Raw genomic sequence first — 17444 nt, 5'->3', positions numbered from 1 at the left:
AGGGTTCACCCTCACTGACAACATCCCTTACGCATAAATAATGACGGAGCCCTTATAAGCGCAGCAGTCCGCCATCCACCACATACTGGCTACCCGTCACATACCTGGCATCATCCGATAATAAAAACAGCGCAACCGCCGCCGCTTCCTCCGGCGTTCCCTGGCGTTTTAGCGGCACGGTAGCCCTAATCTGCGCATCATACTGCTCGCGGAAGGGGGCGGGGATCGCGTCAAGCAGAGGGGTATCGATTGCCCCGGGGACCAGCGCGTTAACTCTGATCCCGCGGGCGGCGAAGGCTGTTGCCCAGCTGCGAACCAGGGCCAGCTGCGCGCCTTTGCTGGCGGCATAGAGCGCCGCCAGTGGCGTGCCTTCGTAGGCGGCCGTAGAGGCGGTGATGACCACCGAGGCTCCGCTCTTTAAAAAACGCGAAAGTGCGGCGATTTGCAGGACAGCGGAACGGACGTTGTTGGCCATGATGGTATCGAACTGCGTTTCGGTGGTATTTTCCACCGTAGAAAAGGCGAGCTGCCCGGCGTTCAGCCACAGGCCATCCAGCATGCCAAATGATTCTACAGACTCGGCGAGGGCATGCGCCGCCTCAGGTTTCGCGCCATCGTTCTGAAGAAACCAGGCGCGCTCGGGCAGCAATGTGCGTAACGACGCCAGTTTTTGCTGATGGCGTCCGGTCAGCATCACTTCGCCCCCTTCATCAATAATGCGCATTGCCCCCGCCAGACCAATACCGCTGCTCGCCCCTGTAATCACAATTTTCTTACCTGAGAACCGTCCCATTGTCTCTCCCGTACCGCGTGAGTGTTGAGTTAACTCACACTAGAACAATGAAAATTTATTGTAAAACGACCATCTTTGGGGGCCCGGCGTGTTGCGCTTTGCCATCTTTGTGGCGCCGGTATACCCGGTATAGGTCGCGTCATCCGGGATGATATCGGCCGGGAACATCTGAATTAGTGACGTTGTCACAAATTAATTATAACCACCAGACCTGCATTACCCTGGAGCGTTGAGCGGGGTATCGCTACTCGCGAAAGTAGGGAATATCCACCGGATAGAGGGTCGTCAGACTCAGCAGACGACAGCGCACCAGCTTTTCCGTTTTGGCATACCAGTAAGCAAATTCGCCGGTGGTCTGGTGGTAAATCATCTGATCGAGGTTGGCAAACGGGATCACCAGCAGCGGTCCCTGGCGAACGTGGCCGCCTCCCGTTTCAAAGTGATGCTGTCCCCAGGATTGCTGGGTATGTTCATAGCGGTGGAGGATCACCTCGATTTGCCCGCGCTGTGGACAGAGGAGTCGAATATCGGCGTTGTCGAGGGAAAAAGCCCAACCAGAGAGTGAAGTGAAGAGTGAGAGTGCCAAAAGTACAACGTATTTCATCATGCAAAAGTCCTGTGTTTTCAGGCTTTATGCCACTCTGATAACAGTAAGTCCTTGAGCACAATCATATTGAAGGCTTATGTGATGGGGAACTGTACGGCTAAATCTATTGATTTACGCAATATGACTAATTCGCAGCGGGCAGCGGGCGCGCAGAGGGAAACCCGCGCAGTTGCCCTAAGCAGTAAAAGTTGAGGTGGTTACTGTCGGGGAGTGCGCCATAAAACGGGCCCCTCGCAGGGCCGCGGGAGAAGCTTAGTTGTCCCAGGCGTGTGGGGCGAACAGGTAGCCTTTGTTGCGAACGGTCTTAATACGATAGGGCTCCGTGGCGTTGTCGAGCAGTTTTTTGCGCAGGCGGGAGATAGCCACGTCAACGCTGCGATCCATCCCGTCGTAGGTGACGCCGCGTAAATTTTTCAGCAGCGCGTCGCGGTCCATAATTTGCCCGGCGTGGGTGGCCAGTTCCCACAGCAGATCGAAATCGGCCGTCGACAATGCGACGTTTTCTCCGCCAAGCAGCACCTGGCGGTTGACCGGGTCAATGGTCAGCGAACCAAAGGAGATGGTTTTGTGCGGCGTGAGCGTTGCCGGGGTACCGGCGCCGGCGCCCGCCGGAGCGATATGCTGGCGTAAATGCAGACGCAGTCGCGCGAGAAGCACCGCTGGCGGCGTGGTTTTCAGGATATAATCGCTGGCGCCCATCTCCAGGGAGAGGATATGGTTCATGTCGCTGTCGAGTGAGGTCAGCAGGACAATGGGCCCTTGCCATTGCCCGCGCAGATCGCGGCAGAGCGTCATCCCGTCTTTGCCGGGCAGCATAATGTCCAGCAGCACGAGGTCCGGTTTCTCCCGCGCGATCACGTCCTCTGCGCGGTCGCCGCGAGGCTCGACCACCACCTCCATATCATGCTTGCCGAGATAGGCGGCGATCAGCGCCCCAACCTCAGGGTCATCCTCAACAAAAACGATTTTATTCATGTCTATTGCACATCAGTAAAAGAAGTAACATACACTGCGTCTATTTTACCCGCCATTACTCTTTTATAAACAGCGCTATTTCCGCTATGCTGCGCTAACTTGTTGATTCATTGTTAAGGCATAAGGACATGGGGCTGTTAATCAAAGGGCTGCTGGGTGCGCTGGTGGTGGTGCTGATTGGCGTGCTGGCAAAAACGAAAAATTACGCTCTCGCCGGGCTGATCCCGCTGTTTCCTACCTTTGCGCTCATCGCCCACTATATCGTCGCCAGCGAGCGCGGTATTGAAGCCCTGCGCGCCACCATCGTGTTCGGCATGTGGTCGATTATTCCCTATTTTGTCTATTTGGTATCGCTGTGGTATTTCACCGGGATCATGCGCCTGCCGTTGGCGCTGGCAGGCGCGGTGGGATGCTGGGGGCTATGCGCCTGGCTGTTAATCCTGGGCTGGAACCACTTTCACTAGCGCAGCGGGCGGCCGCCGTCGACGGCGAAGGACCGGCCGGTGACGTAGCGGCTGGTAAACAGATAGTCGATAAGGTCGCTAATCTCTTTTTCGCCTGGGGCGATTTTCATCAGCGATTTATCCAGCGCCTGCTGACGATAGGCTTCGTCGTCACCCTCATTAAACATAATCAGCGACGGGGCGATGGCGTTGACCTTGATCTCCGGCGCCAGCTTGCGGGCGAAGGAGCGGGTCATATTGTCCAGCGCGGCTTTGCTGGCGGCGTAGGCGATATGTTTATCGCTGCCGCGCTCCACGACGTAATCGGTAATATGGATAATATCACTGGCGGCATGGCCGTGGCCGCGCAGCAGATCCTCCAGCGCGTGGTTGAGCAGATAGGGGGCATGGACGTGGATCTGCATCATGCGGTTGATCACTGTGCTCAGCGCTACCCCCGGCTTCTCCGCCATCCAGTCGCTGGCGTTGTGGATGATAGCGCGCAGGCCGCTGGTGTGCGACTTGACCGCTTCGGCGAAGGTGAGTATGCCGTCATCGCTGCTGAAATCGGCCTGCAGACAGAGGGCGCCCGCGTCGCGCAGGCCATCGATTGCCGGATAGGGCGTGCGATAGCTGACGATGACCGGCTGGTGTTGCAGCAGAAAATGGTGTGCCAGCGCGAGACCGATGCGGCGGCCTCCTCCTGTGATCAGAACCGGGCGGGGCTGTTGTTCAGCCATGGGTATCTCCTATGCGTTCTGCGGCAGGGCGAGCGCTTACCCCACCAGCATCCACGTTGCCGGCACAGCGGCAACCAGCAATAAACCAATTAGCGCCAATTCGCGGCGTTTGAGCGAACGATCGTGCTGGTGCGTACGTCGAGCGTACAAAAAGACCAGAAGACCCGGAGCGTAAAGTACCACCGACAACAGCAAATGCACAGGTCCCGACGCGTATAATAACCATAAGCCATAAATGCAGGCGCCGATACCCACCGCTTTGTGCAGCGGGCGAGTGGCGATTTTCAGCAGAAAGGCGCCGACCAGCAGATAGGGAACGAGGATCATCTCTGAGGCGATGGTCAGTAGGGTGCCGTAGTCCGACCCGGTCAACCAGATCAGCACCAGCGATACCTGAACGCTGATATTGGTCAGCCACAGCGAGGCGGACGGGGCATTGTTGCTGTTCTGGCGGGCAAACAGGCGCGGGAAGGCTTTATGAGTGGCGGCCAGGAAAGGCACTTCCGCAGCCATAATCGTCCAGCTCAGGTAGGCGCCACACACCGACACGATCAGGCCCGCCGCAATCACGATTTCTCCCCACGAACCCATCATGTTGACCATCAGTCCCGCCATCGACGGGTTACGCATACCGGCCAGTTCGCTGCGCGGCACCACGCCCAGCGACAGCAGGGTGACCAGCAGATAGACCGTGAGGGCGGAGAGCACCGCCAGCAGCGTTGCGCGACCGACATCGCGCTTGTGTCGGGCGCGGGCAGAAACCACGACGGCACCTTCCACGCCAATAAACACCCACAGGGTGATCAGCATGGTGTTTTTAACCTGCTCCCACACGGGGATTCCCAGCGCCAGTCCGCGGAAATCGAGGCGGAACGTATCCAGCTGGAAGGCCAGGGCGGCGAGCGCGATAAACGCGCCCAGCGGCAGGAGTTTGGCGAGGGTGGCCACCAGGTTAATCCCCGCCGCCGTCTGCACGCCGCGCAGGACCAGAAAATGGACAACCCACAGCAAAACCGAAGCGCCAGCGATAGACTGCCAGGTGTTGCCATCGCCAAACAGGCGCAGCTCAGGGGTATCGGTGAAGAAACTGAGCGCCGAAAAGACGATGACCAGATAGGAGACGTTGGCGATCACCGCGCAGAGCCAGTATCCCCAGGCGGAACAGAAGCCAATCAGCTCACCGAACCCTTCGCGGGCGTAGGTGAAGATCCCGCCGTCGAGGTCGGGGCGAATGCGGGTTAACAGCAGCATGGCGAAGGCGAGGAACAGGATCCCGACGCCGGTGATGGCCCAGCCGATAAGCAAAGCGGAGGGGCTGGCTACGGCAGCCATATTTTGCGGCAAACTGAATACGCCAGCGCCGAGCATTGAGCTAAGGACCAGGGCGGTCAGGGCGCTCAGGCCCAGTTTCTTTTCCATTGCATTCCCGAGGTGAAAATGGCTGTTCCAGAATATTTATTTTGCGAAATCGCATAAAAATGGAGGATTGCGCTAAGGCGCGGGATTTTACGGAGTGTCCGGGAGCCATGCAATGGCGGGGGATGAAAAAAAATGAAAAGGCGGCATTGCGCCGCCTTTTTAGCCAGCCAGCAGTGATTATTTGTACAAATCAGCGCTGATGGTGATGTTGCCACCGCGTTCCTGCCACTGACGGGTGATGTGGTAGTACTTCGCCCCTTTCTTCGCCGCGCGTTTCGCCGTCTGATAGGAGATTTCCGTCATGTTGCCGTAGTTGCCGGTGAACTGGATATTATCGAACGGCACCATTTGCGCCGCGGTCACTTTGTTCACTTCTTCCACTTTTGTGCCGTCCGGAAGCGTGACAGTGTAACGCCCGCCTTTGGAAGACTGGGTCTCGAAGAAACGACCGACGCCAGTGCCTGAGCCCACAGCCGCGGTGGTGGCGACGCCCGGGATTTCCACGTTTTTCGCGGCTTCACCGCCTTTGGCCAGCGCCGCGCGACCGGCGTCAGAGTCTGCCGGGATGGCGTCCGGGCTCTGCAGAACGCGTTTTTCAGCATCTTTTTTATAGATATAAGCGGTAATGCGCTGGTTGCCGCCCTGGTTGGCATCCACCTGGCGCACGATAAAGAACGCATAGGCGCCTTTCGCTTTTGCCGCTTTGGTGATGGCATCATTGACTTCCGGCTGGCTGCGATAGAAGCCCTGAACGGTGACAGTGTCGTAAGGCATCAGCGTCACGGCCTGATCTTTCGGCAGTTCTACCACGCCATTGATGATGCGATTTTTCGGCGCATCCGCTTGCGGCGCGTTGTCTTTATAGAGGTCAGCCGTGACGCGCCAGTTGCCGCCATTGCCGTAGTCCGACGTGTCGACAACATAGAATGAGGCCGCGCCGTCTTTGTCGGCTTTACGCGATACCGCCTGTACCGCGTCGCCAATGGCATTAAACCGGCCGGTGACGACAACGCGATCGTAGGGCTTCAGCGCAGCCGCCTGCTCCGGGGTCAACTCGGTCGCTGCATGGGCAGACAACGTGGCGGTTGTCAGGAGAGCAGACGCCAGGAGGGTGTTTTTAAGCTTCATAAAAATAATCCTTTGCCTTGCGCAAACCATATACTGGTGTTGTTGTTGACTGAAAACGTTTGATTATTGCATTTAATCGTTGTGACTGTCTGCGTCATTTTTTGCTTGCCGCCCGAATCGTATACTACGGAAAGATAACATTTTTCGATATGTTGAAAAAACAGCCGCTTGACCAGCAAAAACGATAATCGATACCACTTTTATTAGTTAACGTAATGTTAATACAATGATCTCAATGGCGATAAATGGCGTTTTATCACGCTGGATAAGCGGATTATCAGGCCTGAGTGAGAAATTCAGGTAAATATTGCTGCCCGGAACCATCTGTGCTGACAATAAGCAATAAAATCAAAATTTCTGTTTTATCGCTGTAGATCACAATCGCTATTTTCAGTAGGTTATAAAAAGTTTGTTACTGTTTCATTTTGCAGACAGCGGAAGATGGCGAGGAAGATTTCGCCGTCTTGTCGTTGTTGGTCAGAAAAGTAAACCATCATCAAAAACCGATGGAAGGGAAAACTATGCGTATTGGTGTACCACAAGAGAGGCTAGCCCAGGAGACCCGGGCCGCCGCCACGCCGAAGACCGTTGAGCAATTGCTTAAACTCGGCTTTAGCGTCGCGGTAGAAAGCGGGGCCGGGAAACTGGCCAGCTTTGACGATGCCGCCTTTACCCAGGCAGGGGCTGAGATCGTCGCGGGCAACGAGGTCTGGCAGTCTGACATCATCCTCAAGGTCAATGCTCCAAATGACGATGAAATTGCACTGCTGAATCCGGGAACCACGCTGATAAGTTTTATCTGGCCTGCGCAAAACCCGCAGCTGATGGAAAAACTGGCGGCCCGTAATATCAACGTGATGGCGATGGATTCGGTGCCGCGTATTTCTCGCGCCCAGTCGCTGGATGCGCTCAGTTCAATGGCAAACATTGCCGGCTACCGTGCAATCGTGGAAGCGGCCCATGAATTCGGCCGTTTCTTTACCGGACAGATTACGGCGGCAGGCAAAGTTCCGCCCGCGAAGGTGATGGTCATCGGCGCCGGGGTGGCCGGTCTGGCTGCGATTGGCGCCGCCAACAGCCTGGGCGCTATCGTCCGCGCCTTCGATACCCGTCCGGAAGTGAAGGAGCAGGTGCAGAGTATGGGCGCCGAGTTCCTCGAGCTGGACTTTAAAGAGGAAGCCGGCAGCGGCGACGGCTACGCCAAGGTGATGTCTGAGGCCTTTATTAAGGCCGAAATGGCGCTGTTCGCCGCCCAGGCGAAAGATGTCGATATCATCGTCACCACGGCGTTAATTCCGGGTAAACCGGCACCGAAACTGATCACCCGCGAGATGGTCGACTCCATGAAGTCGGGCAGCGTGGTGGTCGACCTCGCCTCGCAAAATGGCGGCAACTGTGAGTACACCGTGCCCGGCGAAGTGGTCACCACCGCCAACGGCGTGAAAATTATTGGTTACACCGATCTGCCGGGCCGTCTGCCGACCCAGTCTTCCCAGCTCTACGGTACCAACCTGGTTAACCTGCTGAAGCTGCTGTGCAAAGAGAAAGATGGCAACATTGTTATCGATTTCGATGACGTGGTGGTGCGCGGCGTGACCGTAGTGCGCGAAGGCGAAATCACCTGGCCGGCGCCGCCGATTCAGGTCTCCGCTCAGCCGCAGTCTGCAGCGAAAAAAGTGGAAGCGCCGAAAGAAGCGGCAAAACCGGTGTCCCCATGGCGTAAATATGCCCTGATAGCGCTGGCGATTATCCTCTTCGGCTGGCTGGCGAACGTCGCGCCAAAAGAGTTTCTTGGCCATTTCACCGTCTTCGCGCTGGCCTGCGTAGTAGGTTACTACGTGGTATGGAACGTCTCCCATGCGCTGCATACGCCGCTGATGTCGGTGACGAACGCGATTTCGGGCATTATCGTTGTTGGTGCGTTGTTGCAGATAGGCCACGGGGGCTGGGTCAGCTTCCTGAGCTTTATCGCGGTACTGATCGCCAGCATTAATATTTTCGGTGGTTTTACCGTGACTCAGCGCATGCTGAAAATGTTTCGCAAAGGATAAGGGGTAGCACATGTCTGGTGGATTAGTTACAGCTGCATACATTGTTGCCGCAATCCTGTTTATTTTCAGCCTGGCGGGTCTGTCGAAACACGAAACGTCGCAGCAGGGCAACTATTTCGGCATCGCCGGGATGGCTATCGCCCTGATCGCCACGATTCTGGGGCCGGACGCCGGCAACGTCGGTTGGATCATCCTCGCGATGGTGATCGGTGGGGCGATCGGTATTCGTCTGGCGAAAAAGGTCGAGATGACCGAGATGCCGGAGCTGGTGGCTATCCTGCACAGCTTCGTGGGCCTGGCGGCGGTGCTGGTGGGTTTTAACAGCTACCTGCAGCATGAAACCGGGATGGAGCAGATTCTGGTCAATATCCATTTGACCGAAGTGTTCCTCGGCATCTTCATCGGTGCAGTCACCTTCACCGGTTCGGTGGTGGCGTTTGGTAAACTGCGCGGCAAAATTTCCTCGAAGCCGCTGATGCTGCCCAATCGCCATAAGCTGAACCTGGCGGCGCTGGTGGTCTCCTTCGTGCTGATGGTGATTTTTGTTCGCGCCGACAGCACTGGTACCCAGGTCCTGTGCCTGCTGGTGATGACCGCGATCGCGCTGGCCTTCGGCTGGCACCTGGTGGCTTCTATCGGCGGCGCGGATATGCCGGTGGTGGTTTCCATGCTCAACTCCTACTCGGGCTGGGCGGCAGCGGCAGCGGGCTTTATGCTGAGCAATGACCTGCTGATCGTCACCGGCGCGCTGGTGGGTTCTTCCGGTGCCATCCTCTCTTACATTATGTGTAAGGCGATGAACCGCTCCTTTATCAGCGTGATTGCTGGCGGCTTCGGCACCGATGGGTCTTCCAGCGGCGGCGATGAAGAAGTGGGCGAACATCGCGAGATTAGCGCGGAAGAGACAGCGGAGATGCTGAAAAACTCGCAGTCGGTGATCATCACCCCTGGCTACGGTATGGCGGTGGCCCAGGCGCAGTATCCGGTGGCAGAAATTACCGAGAAGCTGCGGGCGCGGGGTATCAAAGTACGCTTTGGTATTCACCCGGTGGCCGGGCGTCTGCCGGGGCATATGAACGTGCTGCTGGCGGAAGCCAAAGTGCCTTACGACATCGTGCTGGAGATGGATGAGATCAACGACGATTTCAGCGATACCGACACCGTGCTGGTGATTGGCGCCAACGACACCGTCAACCCGGCGGCGCAGGACGATCCGAAGAGCCCTATCGCGGGTATGCCAGTGTTGGAAGTCTGGAAAGCGCAGAACGTGGTGGTCTTTAAGCGTTCGATGAACACTGGCTACGCCGGCGTACAGAACCCGCTGTTCTTCAAAGAGAACACCCATATGCTGTTTGGGGATGCGAAAGCCAGCGTCGATGCGATCCTGAAAGCGCTGTAATGTAGCACGCTTGTTTTACAACGTTTGTTTATAAGCCGTCTCCTGTGAGACGGCTTTTTTATATGCGGAGAGATGCCTGGAATTGTTCATAAAATAAGCGGTGAGAGATGATATAATGTCCCGGTTATTACATCAGACAGAGGATATTATGGATACCGAGTTAACCCCAACGCAGATGGCCATCGAATTCTTACGCCGCGACACTACCGTCATGACCCCAGCGCAGTATCTGAAAAAGCTGAAACTGCTGGAGCTGGAGTTTGCTGACCTGATGGCGCTCTCATCGCTGGAGCTGAAAGAAGAGATCGATCTGGCCTGGCGTCTGGGTATCCACTAAGCCATTCTCGCTGGACAGTGACAGGGGCCGCCAGCGGCCCTTTTTTTGTGCCTGACTGGCAGCAAGCAAAAAAAATCCCCCGCGAGGCGGGGGAAGATGAGCGGTACGAGAAGAGGGTTAATCGTCGTCGTCGTCGTCCAGTTCCACCGGCGTCTGGTAGGCCTCCGGTTTGAGTACCAGCAGGTCACAGCGCAGATGATCGACCACCTGTTCCGCGGTATTGCCGAGGAACGCCGCTGACAGGCCGGTACGTCCGACCGTTCCCAGCACCACGATCCCCGCCTGCAGATGCTCGGCGAGATCCGGGATCACCTCCTCAGGCAGGCCTTTTTCCACGTGGGTGAATTTCTCATCGATGCCAAACTTCTGCCGCAGCGCTTTCATCGCCAGCAGGTGCTGACCGCGAATGGCGTCGTTGTAGACGCTGGGATCAAAATCCGGAAGCTCAATCGCGATATTGATGGGGGTCACCGGGTAGGCGCCGATGAGATGTACTTCGGTATGGTTGACTTCTTGCGCCAGCGACAGCGTTTCCCGAACCAGCTTTTCGTTCAGGGTGTTGTGATAATTCTCTTCGCTGGCGAGATTGACCGCGACCAGCGCTTTGCCACCTTCCGGCCACGGTTGGTCTTTTACCATCCACACCGGGCAGGGGCACTTACGCAACAGATGCCAGTCGGTGGGTGTGAAGATCACTGCCTCCAGTTTGTCGTGCTGGTGGGCCATCTTCAACAGCAGGTCGTGTTTCTCGCTAATAACTTCCTGAATAATGGCTTCGAAGGGGCGGTTGTGCCACACCACTTTTACGTCGATCGGCACACCCGATTCAATATAGAATTTCGCCTGCTCGCGGATCCAGGCTGTACGTTGGGCAATAACGCCCTGGCGCATCGCCGTGCGTTCGTCCGGCGACAGCAGGGTGGTCATTTCATAAGAAAAATCATAGATCGGCAAAAAGGCTTTGATGCGTCCACCAATCCGTTGGTGCAGGTACACCGCGCGCCTAAGTGCCGGCTGGTCGTCCTGGTTAGGATCGATTACTACCAGCATGCTCTGATACTTCGCCATACAGGGTCTCCTTACAACTGCAGCTACCGTCAGTTACTAAAAAGATAACCTATATGGATGAATTGAAACAGGGGAGGAGCCTGGTCAGATCAACAAATCTTAAAAAATTGCCGATCGTGACCAGGTAGTGCGCAGAGATTAAGCGACGTTGCGCGCCTGACCGGCCAGCTGGGCCAGCAGATCGCTGTTTTCAATAGTGATGTATTTGCCTTTCACTGCCAGCATGCCGCTTTTTTGGAAACGCCCCAGCAGACGGCTGATGGTTTCGACAGTGAGGCCGAGATAGTTGCCAATATCGCCGCGGGTCATGGTCAGGCGGAACTCACGGGGTGAGAAGCCGCGCTGGGCGAAACGACGAGAGAGGTTGTAGATAAACGCCGCCAGGCGCTCTTCGGCATTCTTTTTGGAAAGCAGCAGGATCATATCCTGGTCGCCTTTAATCTCACCGCTCATCAGGCGCATCATCTGCTGACGCAGATTCGGCATTTTTCCGGAAAGATCGTCAAGGGTTTCAAAGGGGATTTCGCAGACCATCGAGGTTTCCAGCGCCTGCGCAAAGCTCGGGTGCAGACCGGTGCCGATGGCGTCGAAGCCCACCAGATCGCCCGCCAGATGGAAGCCGGTGATCTGCTCATCACCTTGCTCAGTGATGGTGTAGCTTTTGATGGTCCCGGAGCGAATAGCGTACAACGACTTCAGCTCATCACCGGCTTTGAACAAGGTTTGACCTTTCTGGATTGGCTTTTTCCGCTCGATAATATTATCCAGCTGATCAAGCTCATGCTCGTTCAGAGTAAAGGGGATGCAGAGCTGGCTGATACTGCAATCCTGACAATGGATAGCACAACCGCCAGACTGAATGCGTCGAATAATTCGCTTCTCAGGGATCATATGTCTGCTCAGGCCTTAATTGATATTGGTCAATTTTAACATCTTTTTGATCAGCAGGTAAGTCTTCAGACCCGGAAACACGTAATATCAGCAGGGTAAATCAAAATGGCTGTATATCTGATTGATAAGCAATAGATTATTTCGCTATATTTGATTGTAAAATTACCTGAAGATTCCAGAAAAGGCATTTTCAGTCAAAGTAAAAGATACCCTTCATGGCGCAATAACCACTCTTTTCGCTGCACGCCCCCGGCATAGCCGGTCAGGGTACCGTTACGCCCGATGACCCGATGGCAGGGCACCACGATACTCACCGGATTGGCGCCATTGGCGGCGCCCACCGCGCGCGCGGCTCCGGGGCGTCCGAGCGCTTCGGCCAGTTGGCCATAGTGCATCACCTGGCCGCAGGGGATATCGCGTAACGCCTGCCAGACCTGGCGCTGGAACGGGGTGCCGGCGGTGGCGGTAGGCAGGGTATCGATAATCGCCAGATCGCCGGCGAAATAGTCGTTCAGCTTACTGCTGAGGCCGCCTGGGTTGCGGCAGTCGACGCGCTGATAGCCTTCCCGTCGATAGTGAACGTCGAGCAGGGTTTCCATCCGATCGCGGTGCTCGTCCCACTCGACGGCGCGCAAATTAAACTGTTCGTCGCAAAGTACCCACAGCGGCCCCAGCGGGGTATCCATTTTATCCTGCAGCAAGGTCAACATCGTTTCTGTCATCCACCATCGTACATGAGGGGCACACGATACCACGCGCTGACGACAGTCAACTATACTCCCAAAAGATAAAGCCGCATCACGGGCTGGCGCTCTGCGTAAGCCACGATGATTTATTTTTGGATCGATCCTGGCGGGTTATCGGGCATGGTTTTTGCTAATTTTTAACTGACGATACCGGTGCTTCATGCGCCTGGTAGGGTGCCGACGCCTCAGCGCGGCGCTGTTAATCACTCAGAGGTGGGGCTATGCAATATATACTGACTGGCGTACTGGTATTGATCATCAGCGGCTTAGCGATCCACGGTCTGACCCTGGTGTTTGAAAGGGTGTACAAAGCGCTTTTCTATAAATTAGCCAGTGTGGATCATGCGGCCAGCAAAGTGAAAACGAAGGTGTCGCGTTAAGGCTATACGGCCATCCCTGGCCTGCCAGCAGGTTAAGGAAGACGCGGATAGATACCCGGGCCGATCGGCAGTCCCACCAGATACCATCCCACCAGCAACAGCAGCCAGACGGCGAGAAAAATCAGCGGGTAAGGGAGCACCAGCGAGTAGTAGGTGCCGAGGCGGGCATCCGGTCGGTAGCGCTGTAGGAAGCCGAGAAACAGCGGCACAAACGGCGACACCGGCGCCAGCGGCAGCACCGATGAATCGGCGATGCGAAAGAGGATCTGCGCAAAGGCCGGGTGAAAGCCCAGCAGCATAAACATCGGCACGAAGATCGGCGCCAGAATCGACCAGATGGCCGAGCCGCTGGCGATAAACATACACAGAAAAGCCGACAGCAGCGCGAGCCCGACAAACGCCGGGACGCCGTTCATCCCGGCGCTCTCCAGCAGGTCCGTCAGACCGACGGCCATAAACTTGCCCATGTTGCTCCAGTTGAACATCGCCACGAACTGCGCCAGCGGGAAGACCATCACGATAAACCCGGCCATCTCTTTCATCGGCTCAATCATCAGCTGCGGCAGGTCGGCCTGGCGGCGAATTTTGCCGGTGGCGATGCCGTATGCCAGCGACACGACAAAGAAGAAAAAGATAATCAGCGGCACAATGCCTTTGATAAACGGCGAGGGCATGACTGTGTGTTGAACCGGGTCGCGAAGAATACCGTTCTCGGGGACTACCATCAGGGCGACGACCGCCACGAATACCAGCGTTGCCACGCCGGCGATGCGCAGGCCGAAACGCTCCTCGGGCGTCAGGGTCTGCAGCTTTTCATCACGACTGCCTTGCCACTGCCCCAGCCGAGGCTCCACCAGCTTATCGGTGATCAGTCCGCCGACGAGCGTCAGAACGATCACCGAGGTCGCCATAAAGTACCAGTTGTCGATCACGCTGACGTGCAAAGAGGCATCGATGGATTTTGCCGCCTCGGTGCTGATCCCCGAGAGCAGTACGTCGGTGGTGACGATCAGTAAATTGGCGGTAAAGCCGCAGCCCACCCCGGCAATCGCCGCCAACAGGCCGGCGACAGGATGCCGACCGACGGCGAGGAACATCAGCGCGCCCAGCGGCGGCATAATTACCAGCGCTGCGTCGGAAGAGATATGGCTGAAGAAGGCGATAAACAGCACCATATAGCTGGCATAGCGGGCGCTGACGTGAGAGGCCATCTTCACCATCAGCGCGGGTAACAGACCCACCCGCTCGGCGAAGCCGGCGCCCAGCACCAGGGCGAGGATCGCCCCCAGCGGCGCGAAACCGCTGAAGTTTTTAATGACGTTGGGCAAAAACCAGTGCAACCCTTCCACGCTGAGCAGATTTTTGACCACCACCCGTGAACCATCCGTAGGGTTCTGCACCCCGACGTTGAAGGCGGAAAGTATCGCCGTGGCCGCGATCAGCGCCACGATAAGATAGATAAACAGCAAAAACGGGTGCGGGACTTTGTTACCGATCTTCTCTACCCAGCCATAGCTCTTTCCGCCGGGGGAAGACGACGGTATGGATGACATACTCATGGGCGTTCCTCTGTTGTCGTTGTTGTGTTGGGCAGGCCTGCTCCCGTACTGCCGGCGGTTATTATGGTCGGTGCGTGCCGCGATGCCGGTCAGCGTTGGCCAGGAGTAGCCTGTCTTAAGTGGTTATCGTAAAACGGACGGACTCACCTCCGCCGGGATCGGGCAACGATAGGGGCGTTCGGCCAGTACCTGCCTGAGTTCTTGTTGGCTGGCCGCCAGCAGGGCGCTGTCGCTGAATAAACGGATCGCGGTCGCCGCGAGCACTTTCCCCGCCAGCAACATCCCTTTATGGGCAATGGAGGTTCTGCCCTGGCTCACCAGCTGCCAGCTGTGCAGCGGGGTTCCCACCGCGAAGCACGGGCTGAAGCACTGAGCCACCGGCGCTTTCCAGCTGACATCGCCGACGTCAGTGGAGCCGGCGAGGACGTTATCCGTGGCCGCCCAGGGCGCCACCTCATCAATCAGCAGCGTGTCGCGGTGGCGACGAGCGAACGTTTTGCCTTCCTCCCCGCTGGTGCCGGCAATATTGTTCAGGCTGTTGTTAATATCGTTGGCGCTGAGGGTGGCGCGTATCGCCGCGGCAAAAGCGCGCTCCTCGTCGCTCCAGGCGGGGGTACCGTAATGACAGACCGCCTGATACATCGCCGCCTCAAGCGTGCGGTTGGGGAGATAGCTGGAGCAGGCTTTTTCAAAGCGGCAGCTGACCTGGGTCTCGGTCATCAGCGCGGCCCCCTGAGCAATCTTCTCGATGCGGGCGAAGATCTCCTCCGCGTCGGCCATCTCCGGCGCACGGATCAGATACAGCACTTCCGCCTGAGCCTGCACCACGTTGGGCGAGACACCGCCGGTATCGGTAATGGCATAATGGACCCGCGCCTTCTCGATGATATGTTCATTGAGGAAGTTGCTGCCGGTGGTCATCAGAGTGACGGCATCCAGCGCGCTCCGGCCCAGGTGCGGCGAATTCGCAGCGTGGGCGGCGGTGCCGGTAAAACGCCATGCCGCCTGAATATTGGCGAGGGTGCGGGTGCTGAACATCCCGGCCCAGGCTTCCGGATGCCAGGTCAGCGCCGCATCGACATCATCAAACAACCCTTCGCGCACCATAAAGGTTTTTCCCGATCCGCCTTCCTCGCCGGGACAACCATAGAAGCGCAGCGTGCCCGCGCCGCCATGCTGTTGCAGCCAGGCTTTGGCGGCGACCGCCGCGGCGAATGCCGCCGTACCGAGCAGATTGTGCCCGCAGCCGTGGCCGTTGGCTCCCGGTGTCAAGGGTGTCGGTTCCGCGCAGTGCGCCTGCTGGCTGAGGCCCGCCAGGGCGTCAAATTCGCCGAGCAGGGCAATCACCGGTTGGCCTTCGCCGACGCTGGCGATAAAGGCATTCGGGATCCCACCCGCATCGCGAGTGAGCTGGAAACCTTCTGCCTCCAGCGCATCCGCCAGGCGTTGGGCGGACCAGTACTCCTCAAAGCGGGTCTCCGGGTGATCCCAGATGTCATCGGCGATGGCGCAGTACGCCTCGCGTCGCGTCTCAATCATCTCGTCCACAAACTGAAAAATGGCTTCCATTACACCCCCCGCTGCCAGGGAAAGTTAAGCGCGATACGCGCCAGAGTTTCTACCGCTAGCGCCATGACGCTCTCGTCGAAGTCAAACTTCTCGTTGTGGTGACCGGCGCTCAGTTGGGTGCCGAAGATCATGTACGAGGCGAGGCCGCCGCGCGCCTGGACCCGGGCCATCATCAGGGTGGCGTCTTCCGAGCCCGCCGGGGCGGCGATACGATCCACCGCCTGTTGCACGCCGGGCACACGGGCGGCCTGTTCGCGCAGATAGTCCACCCACGCCGGCGACGGCGCGCTGGCGGTCGCCGCACCCATCATGCGTAGTTCGTAGCGGGCTTCGTACATCGCCGCCGCCCCGGCGACGACGTGCTGCGCCCGCTCGAACACGTACTGGTTAATGGCTTCGCTTTCACCGCGGGTTTCCACTTTTAACCGCGCGGAAGAGGGCACCACGTTGCGCCCGGTGCCCGCCTGCATCACCCCGACGTTGACCCGCGAGGCGCCGGCGCTGTGCGGCGGGATGGCGTGCAGGCCAAGAGCGGCCTGGGCGGCGGCCAGCAGCGCGTTGCGCCCCTCCTCCGGCTTGCCGCCGGCGTGGGCGGCCACGCCGCTGAACTGCACGTCGAATTTAGTGGTGGCCATAAAGTTGTCGCCACCGCAGACGACGGTACCTGCCGGCACACCGGTCCCGATATGGATCGCCGTGAAATAATCCACGTCATCCACCACGCCGGCGGCCACCATCGCCCGGGCGCCGCGGGTGCCCTCTTCAGCGGGCTGGAAAATCAGTTTGATCACCCCGTTGAGCTGCGCGGCATACTGCTTCAGGACATGCGCCAGGCCCAGCCCGATGGCGGTATGGCCATCATGGCCGCAGGCGTGCATCATGCCGGCGTTGCAGGAGGCGAAATGGTCGCGATGAGGGCGGTGGCTGTCGTCGTGCTGTTCATTGAGGTCAAGGGCATCCATATCGACGCGGAAGGCCAGGGTTGGGCCGGGCCGCCCGGTGTCGAGCGTGGCGACCACGCCGGCGAAACCGCCTTCAAACGCCGGCAGCCAGCGTTCCGGCGCGCCCTGTTCGCGGGCGCGCTCGAAAGCCTGGGCCAGGGTATCCTCGTCCGGCAGCCCCATCCGGCTATCGGCATCGATGACATCGCGCCCCAGCGCCAGCTGATAGCCGAGCCCGTCGAGGATCTCCGCCACCTTGCTGGCAGTGCGGAATTCCAGCCAGCCGGATTCCGCGTGCAGGTGAAAATCACGGCGCCATTGGATCATGGCCGGCGCCAGCTGGTGGAGGTATTCATCAAGTTGCGGCATAGCTCATCCTGTCATAAGTAAAAAATGTG

At 57.8% G+C, this 17444-nt stretch carries 17 protein-coding genes; 5 read left to right on the top strand and 12 right to left on the bottom strand.

The genetic code is table 11. The features are described 5' to 3' along the window. Window positions 1-52: 52 nt before the first annotated feature. The 3 genes from N438_RS04225 to rstA all read right to left on the bottom strand — a co-directional run bounded on the left by N438_RS04225 (window position 53) and on the right by rstA (window position 2375). Complete coding sequence (locus N438_RS04225; RefSeq protein ID WP_046622587.1) at window positions 53-793, bottom strand: SDR family oxidoreductase; 741 nt, start codon at window positions 791-793, stop codon at window positions 53-55. Between the two features lie 244 nt (window positions 794-1037). Continuing rightward, a complete protein-coding gene (locus tag N438_RS04220) occupies window positions 1038-1400 on the bottom strand; it encodes a hypothetical protein (protein ID WP_008805071.1) in 363 nt (120 codons plus the stop codon). Between the two features lie 252 nt (window positions 1401-1652). After that, window positions 1653-2375 (bottom strand): two-component system response regulator RstA, encoded by a 723-nt coding sequence (rstA, locus tag N438_RS04215; RefSeq protein WP_008805070.1) that lies wholly within the window; start codon window positions 2373-2375, stop codon window positions 1653-1655. 128 nt (window positions 2376-2503) lie between these two features. On the opposite strand from rstA, the gene N438_RS04210 reads away from it, so the two are divergent. After that, window positions 2504-2839, top strand: a complete 336-nt coding sequence (locus N438_RS04210) for a GlpM family protein (RefSeq protein WP_008805069.1) — start codon at window positions 2504-2506, stop codon at window positions 2837-2839. Here the strand turns inward: N438_RS04210 and folM are convergent. From folM to ydgH, 3 genes are all read right to left on the bottom strand, one after another. Continuing rightward, window positions 2836-3558 (bottom strand): dihydromonapterin reductase, encoded by a 723-nt coding sequence (gene folM, locus N438_RS04205; RefSeq protein ID WP_012541894.1) that lies wholly within the window; start codon window positions 3556-3558, stop codon window positions 2836-2838. The two genes, N438_RS04210 and folM, sit on opposite strands and share 4 nt — an antisense overlap. 36 nt (window positions 3559-3594) lie before the next feature. Then, complete coding sequence (locus N438_RS04200; RefSeq protein WP_012541893.1) at window positions 3595-4977, bottom strand: amino acid permease; 1383 nt, start codon at window positions 4975-4977, stop codon at window positions 3595-3597. Between the two features lie 177 nt (window positions 4978-5154). Next, entirely contained in the window at window positions 5155-6105 is a 951-nt protein-coding gene (gene ydgH / locus N438_RS04190) for a DUF1471 family protein YdgH (protein WP_008805066.1), read from the bottom strand. Window positions 6106-6626: 521 nt separating this feature from the next. Here ydgH and pntA point away from each other — a divergent pair. The 3 genes from pntA (at window position 6627) to N438_RS04170 (ending at window position 9892) form a co-directional block, all read left to right on the top strand. Then, window positions 6627-8156, top strand: a complete 1530-nt coding sequence (gene pntA / locus N438_RS04180) for a Re/Si-specific NAD(P)(+) transhydrogenase subunit alpha (RefSeq protein WP_047666487.1) — start codon at window positions 6627-6629, stop codon at window positions 8154-8156. A gap of 10 nt (window positions 8157-8166) precedes the next feature. Continuing rightward, window positions 8167-9555, top strand: a complete 1389-nt coding sequence (gene pntB / locus N438_RS04175) for a Re/Si-specific NAD(P)(+) transhydrogenase subunit beta (protein ID WP_012541888.1) — start codon at window positions 8167-8169, stop codon at window positions 9553-9555. Between the two features lie 148 nt (window positions 9556-9703). Continuing rightward, window positions 9704-9892 carry a YdiH family protein gene (locus tag N438_RS04170; protein WP_004887037.1) on the top strand — a complete coding sequence of 63 codons (189 nt, stop codon included), beginning with the start codon at window positions 9704-9706 and terminating at the stop codon, window positions 9890-9892. Window positions 9893-10009: 117 nt separating this feature from the next. Here N438_RS04170 and uspE read toward each other — a convergent pair whose 3' ends face one another. From uspE to ogt, 3 genes are all read right to left on the bottom strand, one after another. Continuing rightward, entirely contained in the window at window positions 10010-10960 is a 951-nt protein-coding gene (uspE, locus tag N438_RS04165; protein ID WP_008805063.1) for a universal stress protein UspE, read from the bottom strand. Window positions 10961-11098: 138 nt separating this feature from the next. Beyond that, window positions 11099-11851 carry a fumarate/nitrate reduction transcriptional regulator Fnr gene (gene fnr / locus N438_RS04160; RefSeq protein ID WP_002903394.1) on the bottom strand — a complete coding sequence of 251 codons (753 nt, stop codon included), beginning with the start codon at window positions 11849-11851 and terminating at the stop codon, window positions 11099-11101. Between the two features lie 194 nt (window positions 11852-12045). Further along, entirely contained in the window at window positions 12046-12561 is a 516-nt protein-coding gene (gene ogt, locus N438_RS04155) for a methylated-DNA--[protein]-cysteine S-methyltransferase (RefSeq protein ID WP_023297535.1), read from the bottom strand. Between the two features lie 257 nt (window positions 12562-12818). On the opposite strand from ogt, the gene N438_RS04150 reads away from it, so the two are divergent. After that, window positions 12819-12977, top strand: coding sequence for a hypothetical protein (locus N438_RS04150; protein ID WP_012541886.1), 159 nt, complete (start codon window positions 12819-12821; stop codon window positions 12975-12977). Window positions 12978-13009: 32 nt separating this feature from the next. Here N438_RS04150 and abgT read toward each other — a convergent pair whose 3' ends face one another. The 3 genes from abgT to N438_RS04135 form a co-directional block, all read right to left on the bottom strand. Next, window positions 13010-14536 (bottom strand): p-aminobenzoyl-glutamate transporter, encoded by a 1527-nt coding sequence (gene abgT, locus N438_RS04145; protein WP_039103303.1) that lies wholly within the window; start codon window positions 14534-14536, stop codon window positions 13010-13012. A gap of 123 nt (window positions 14537-14659) precedes the next feature. Continuing rightward, entirely contained in the window at window positions 14660-16105 is a 1446-nt protein-coding gene (locus tag N438_RS04140) for a M20 family metallopeptidase (protein WP_032735489.1), read from the bottom strand. After that, window positions 16105-17415, bottom strand: coding sequence for a M20 family metallo-hydrolase (locus tag N438_RS04135; RefSeq protein ID WP_116696101.1), 1311 nt, complete (start codon window positions 17413-17415; stop codon window positions 16105-16107). Before N438_RS04135 ends, N438_RS04140 begins: the two co-directional genes overlap by 1 nt. Window positions 17416-17444: the final 29 nt, after the last annotated feature.

The sequence above is a fragment of the Klebsiella sp. GL120222-02 genome (genome assembly GCF_003097195.1).
Classification (GTDB): domain Bacteria; phylum Pseudomonadota; class Gammaproteobacteria; order Enterobacterales; family Enterobacteriaceae; genus Klebsiella; species Klebsiella variicola.
This window is presented reverse-complemented; position numbering and strand designations above follow the sequence as displayed.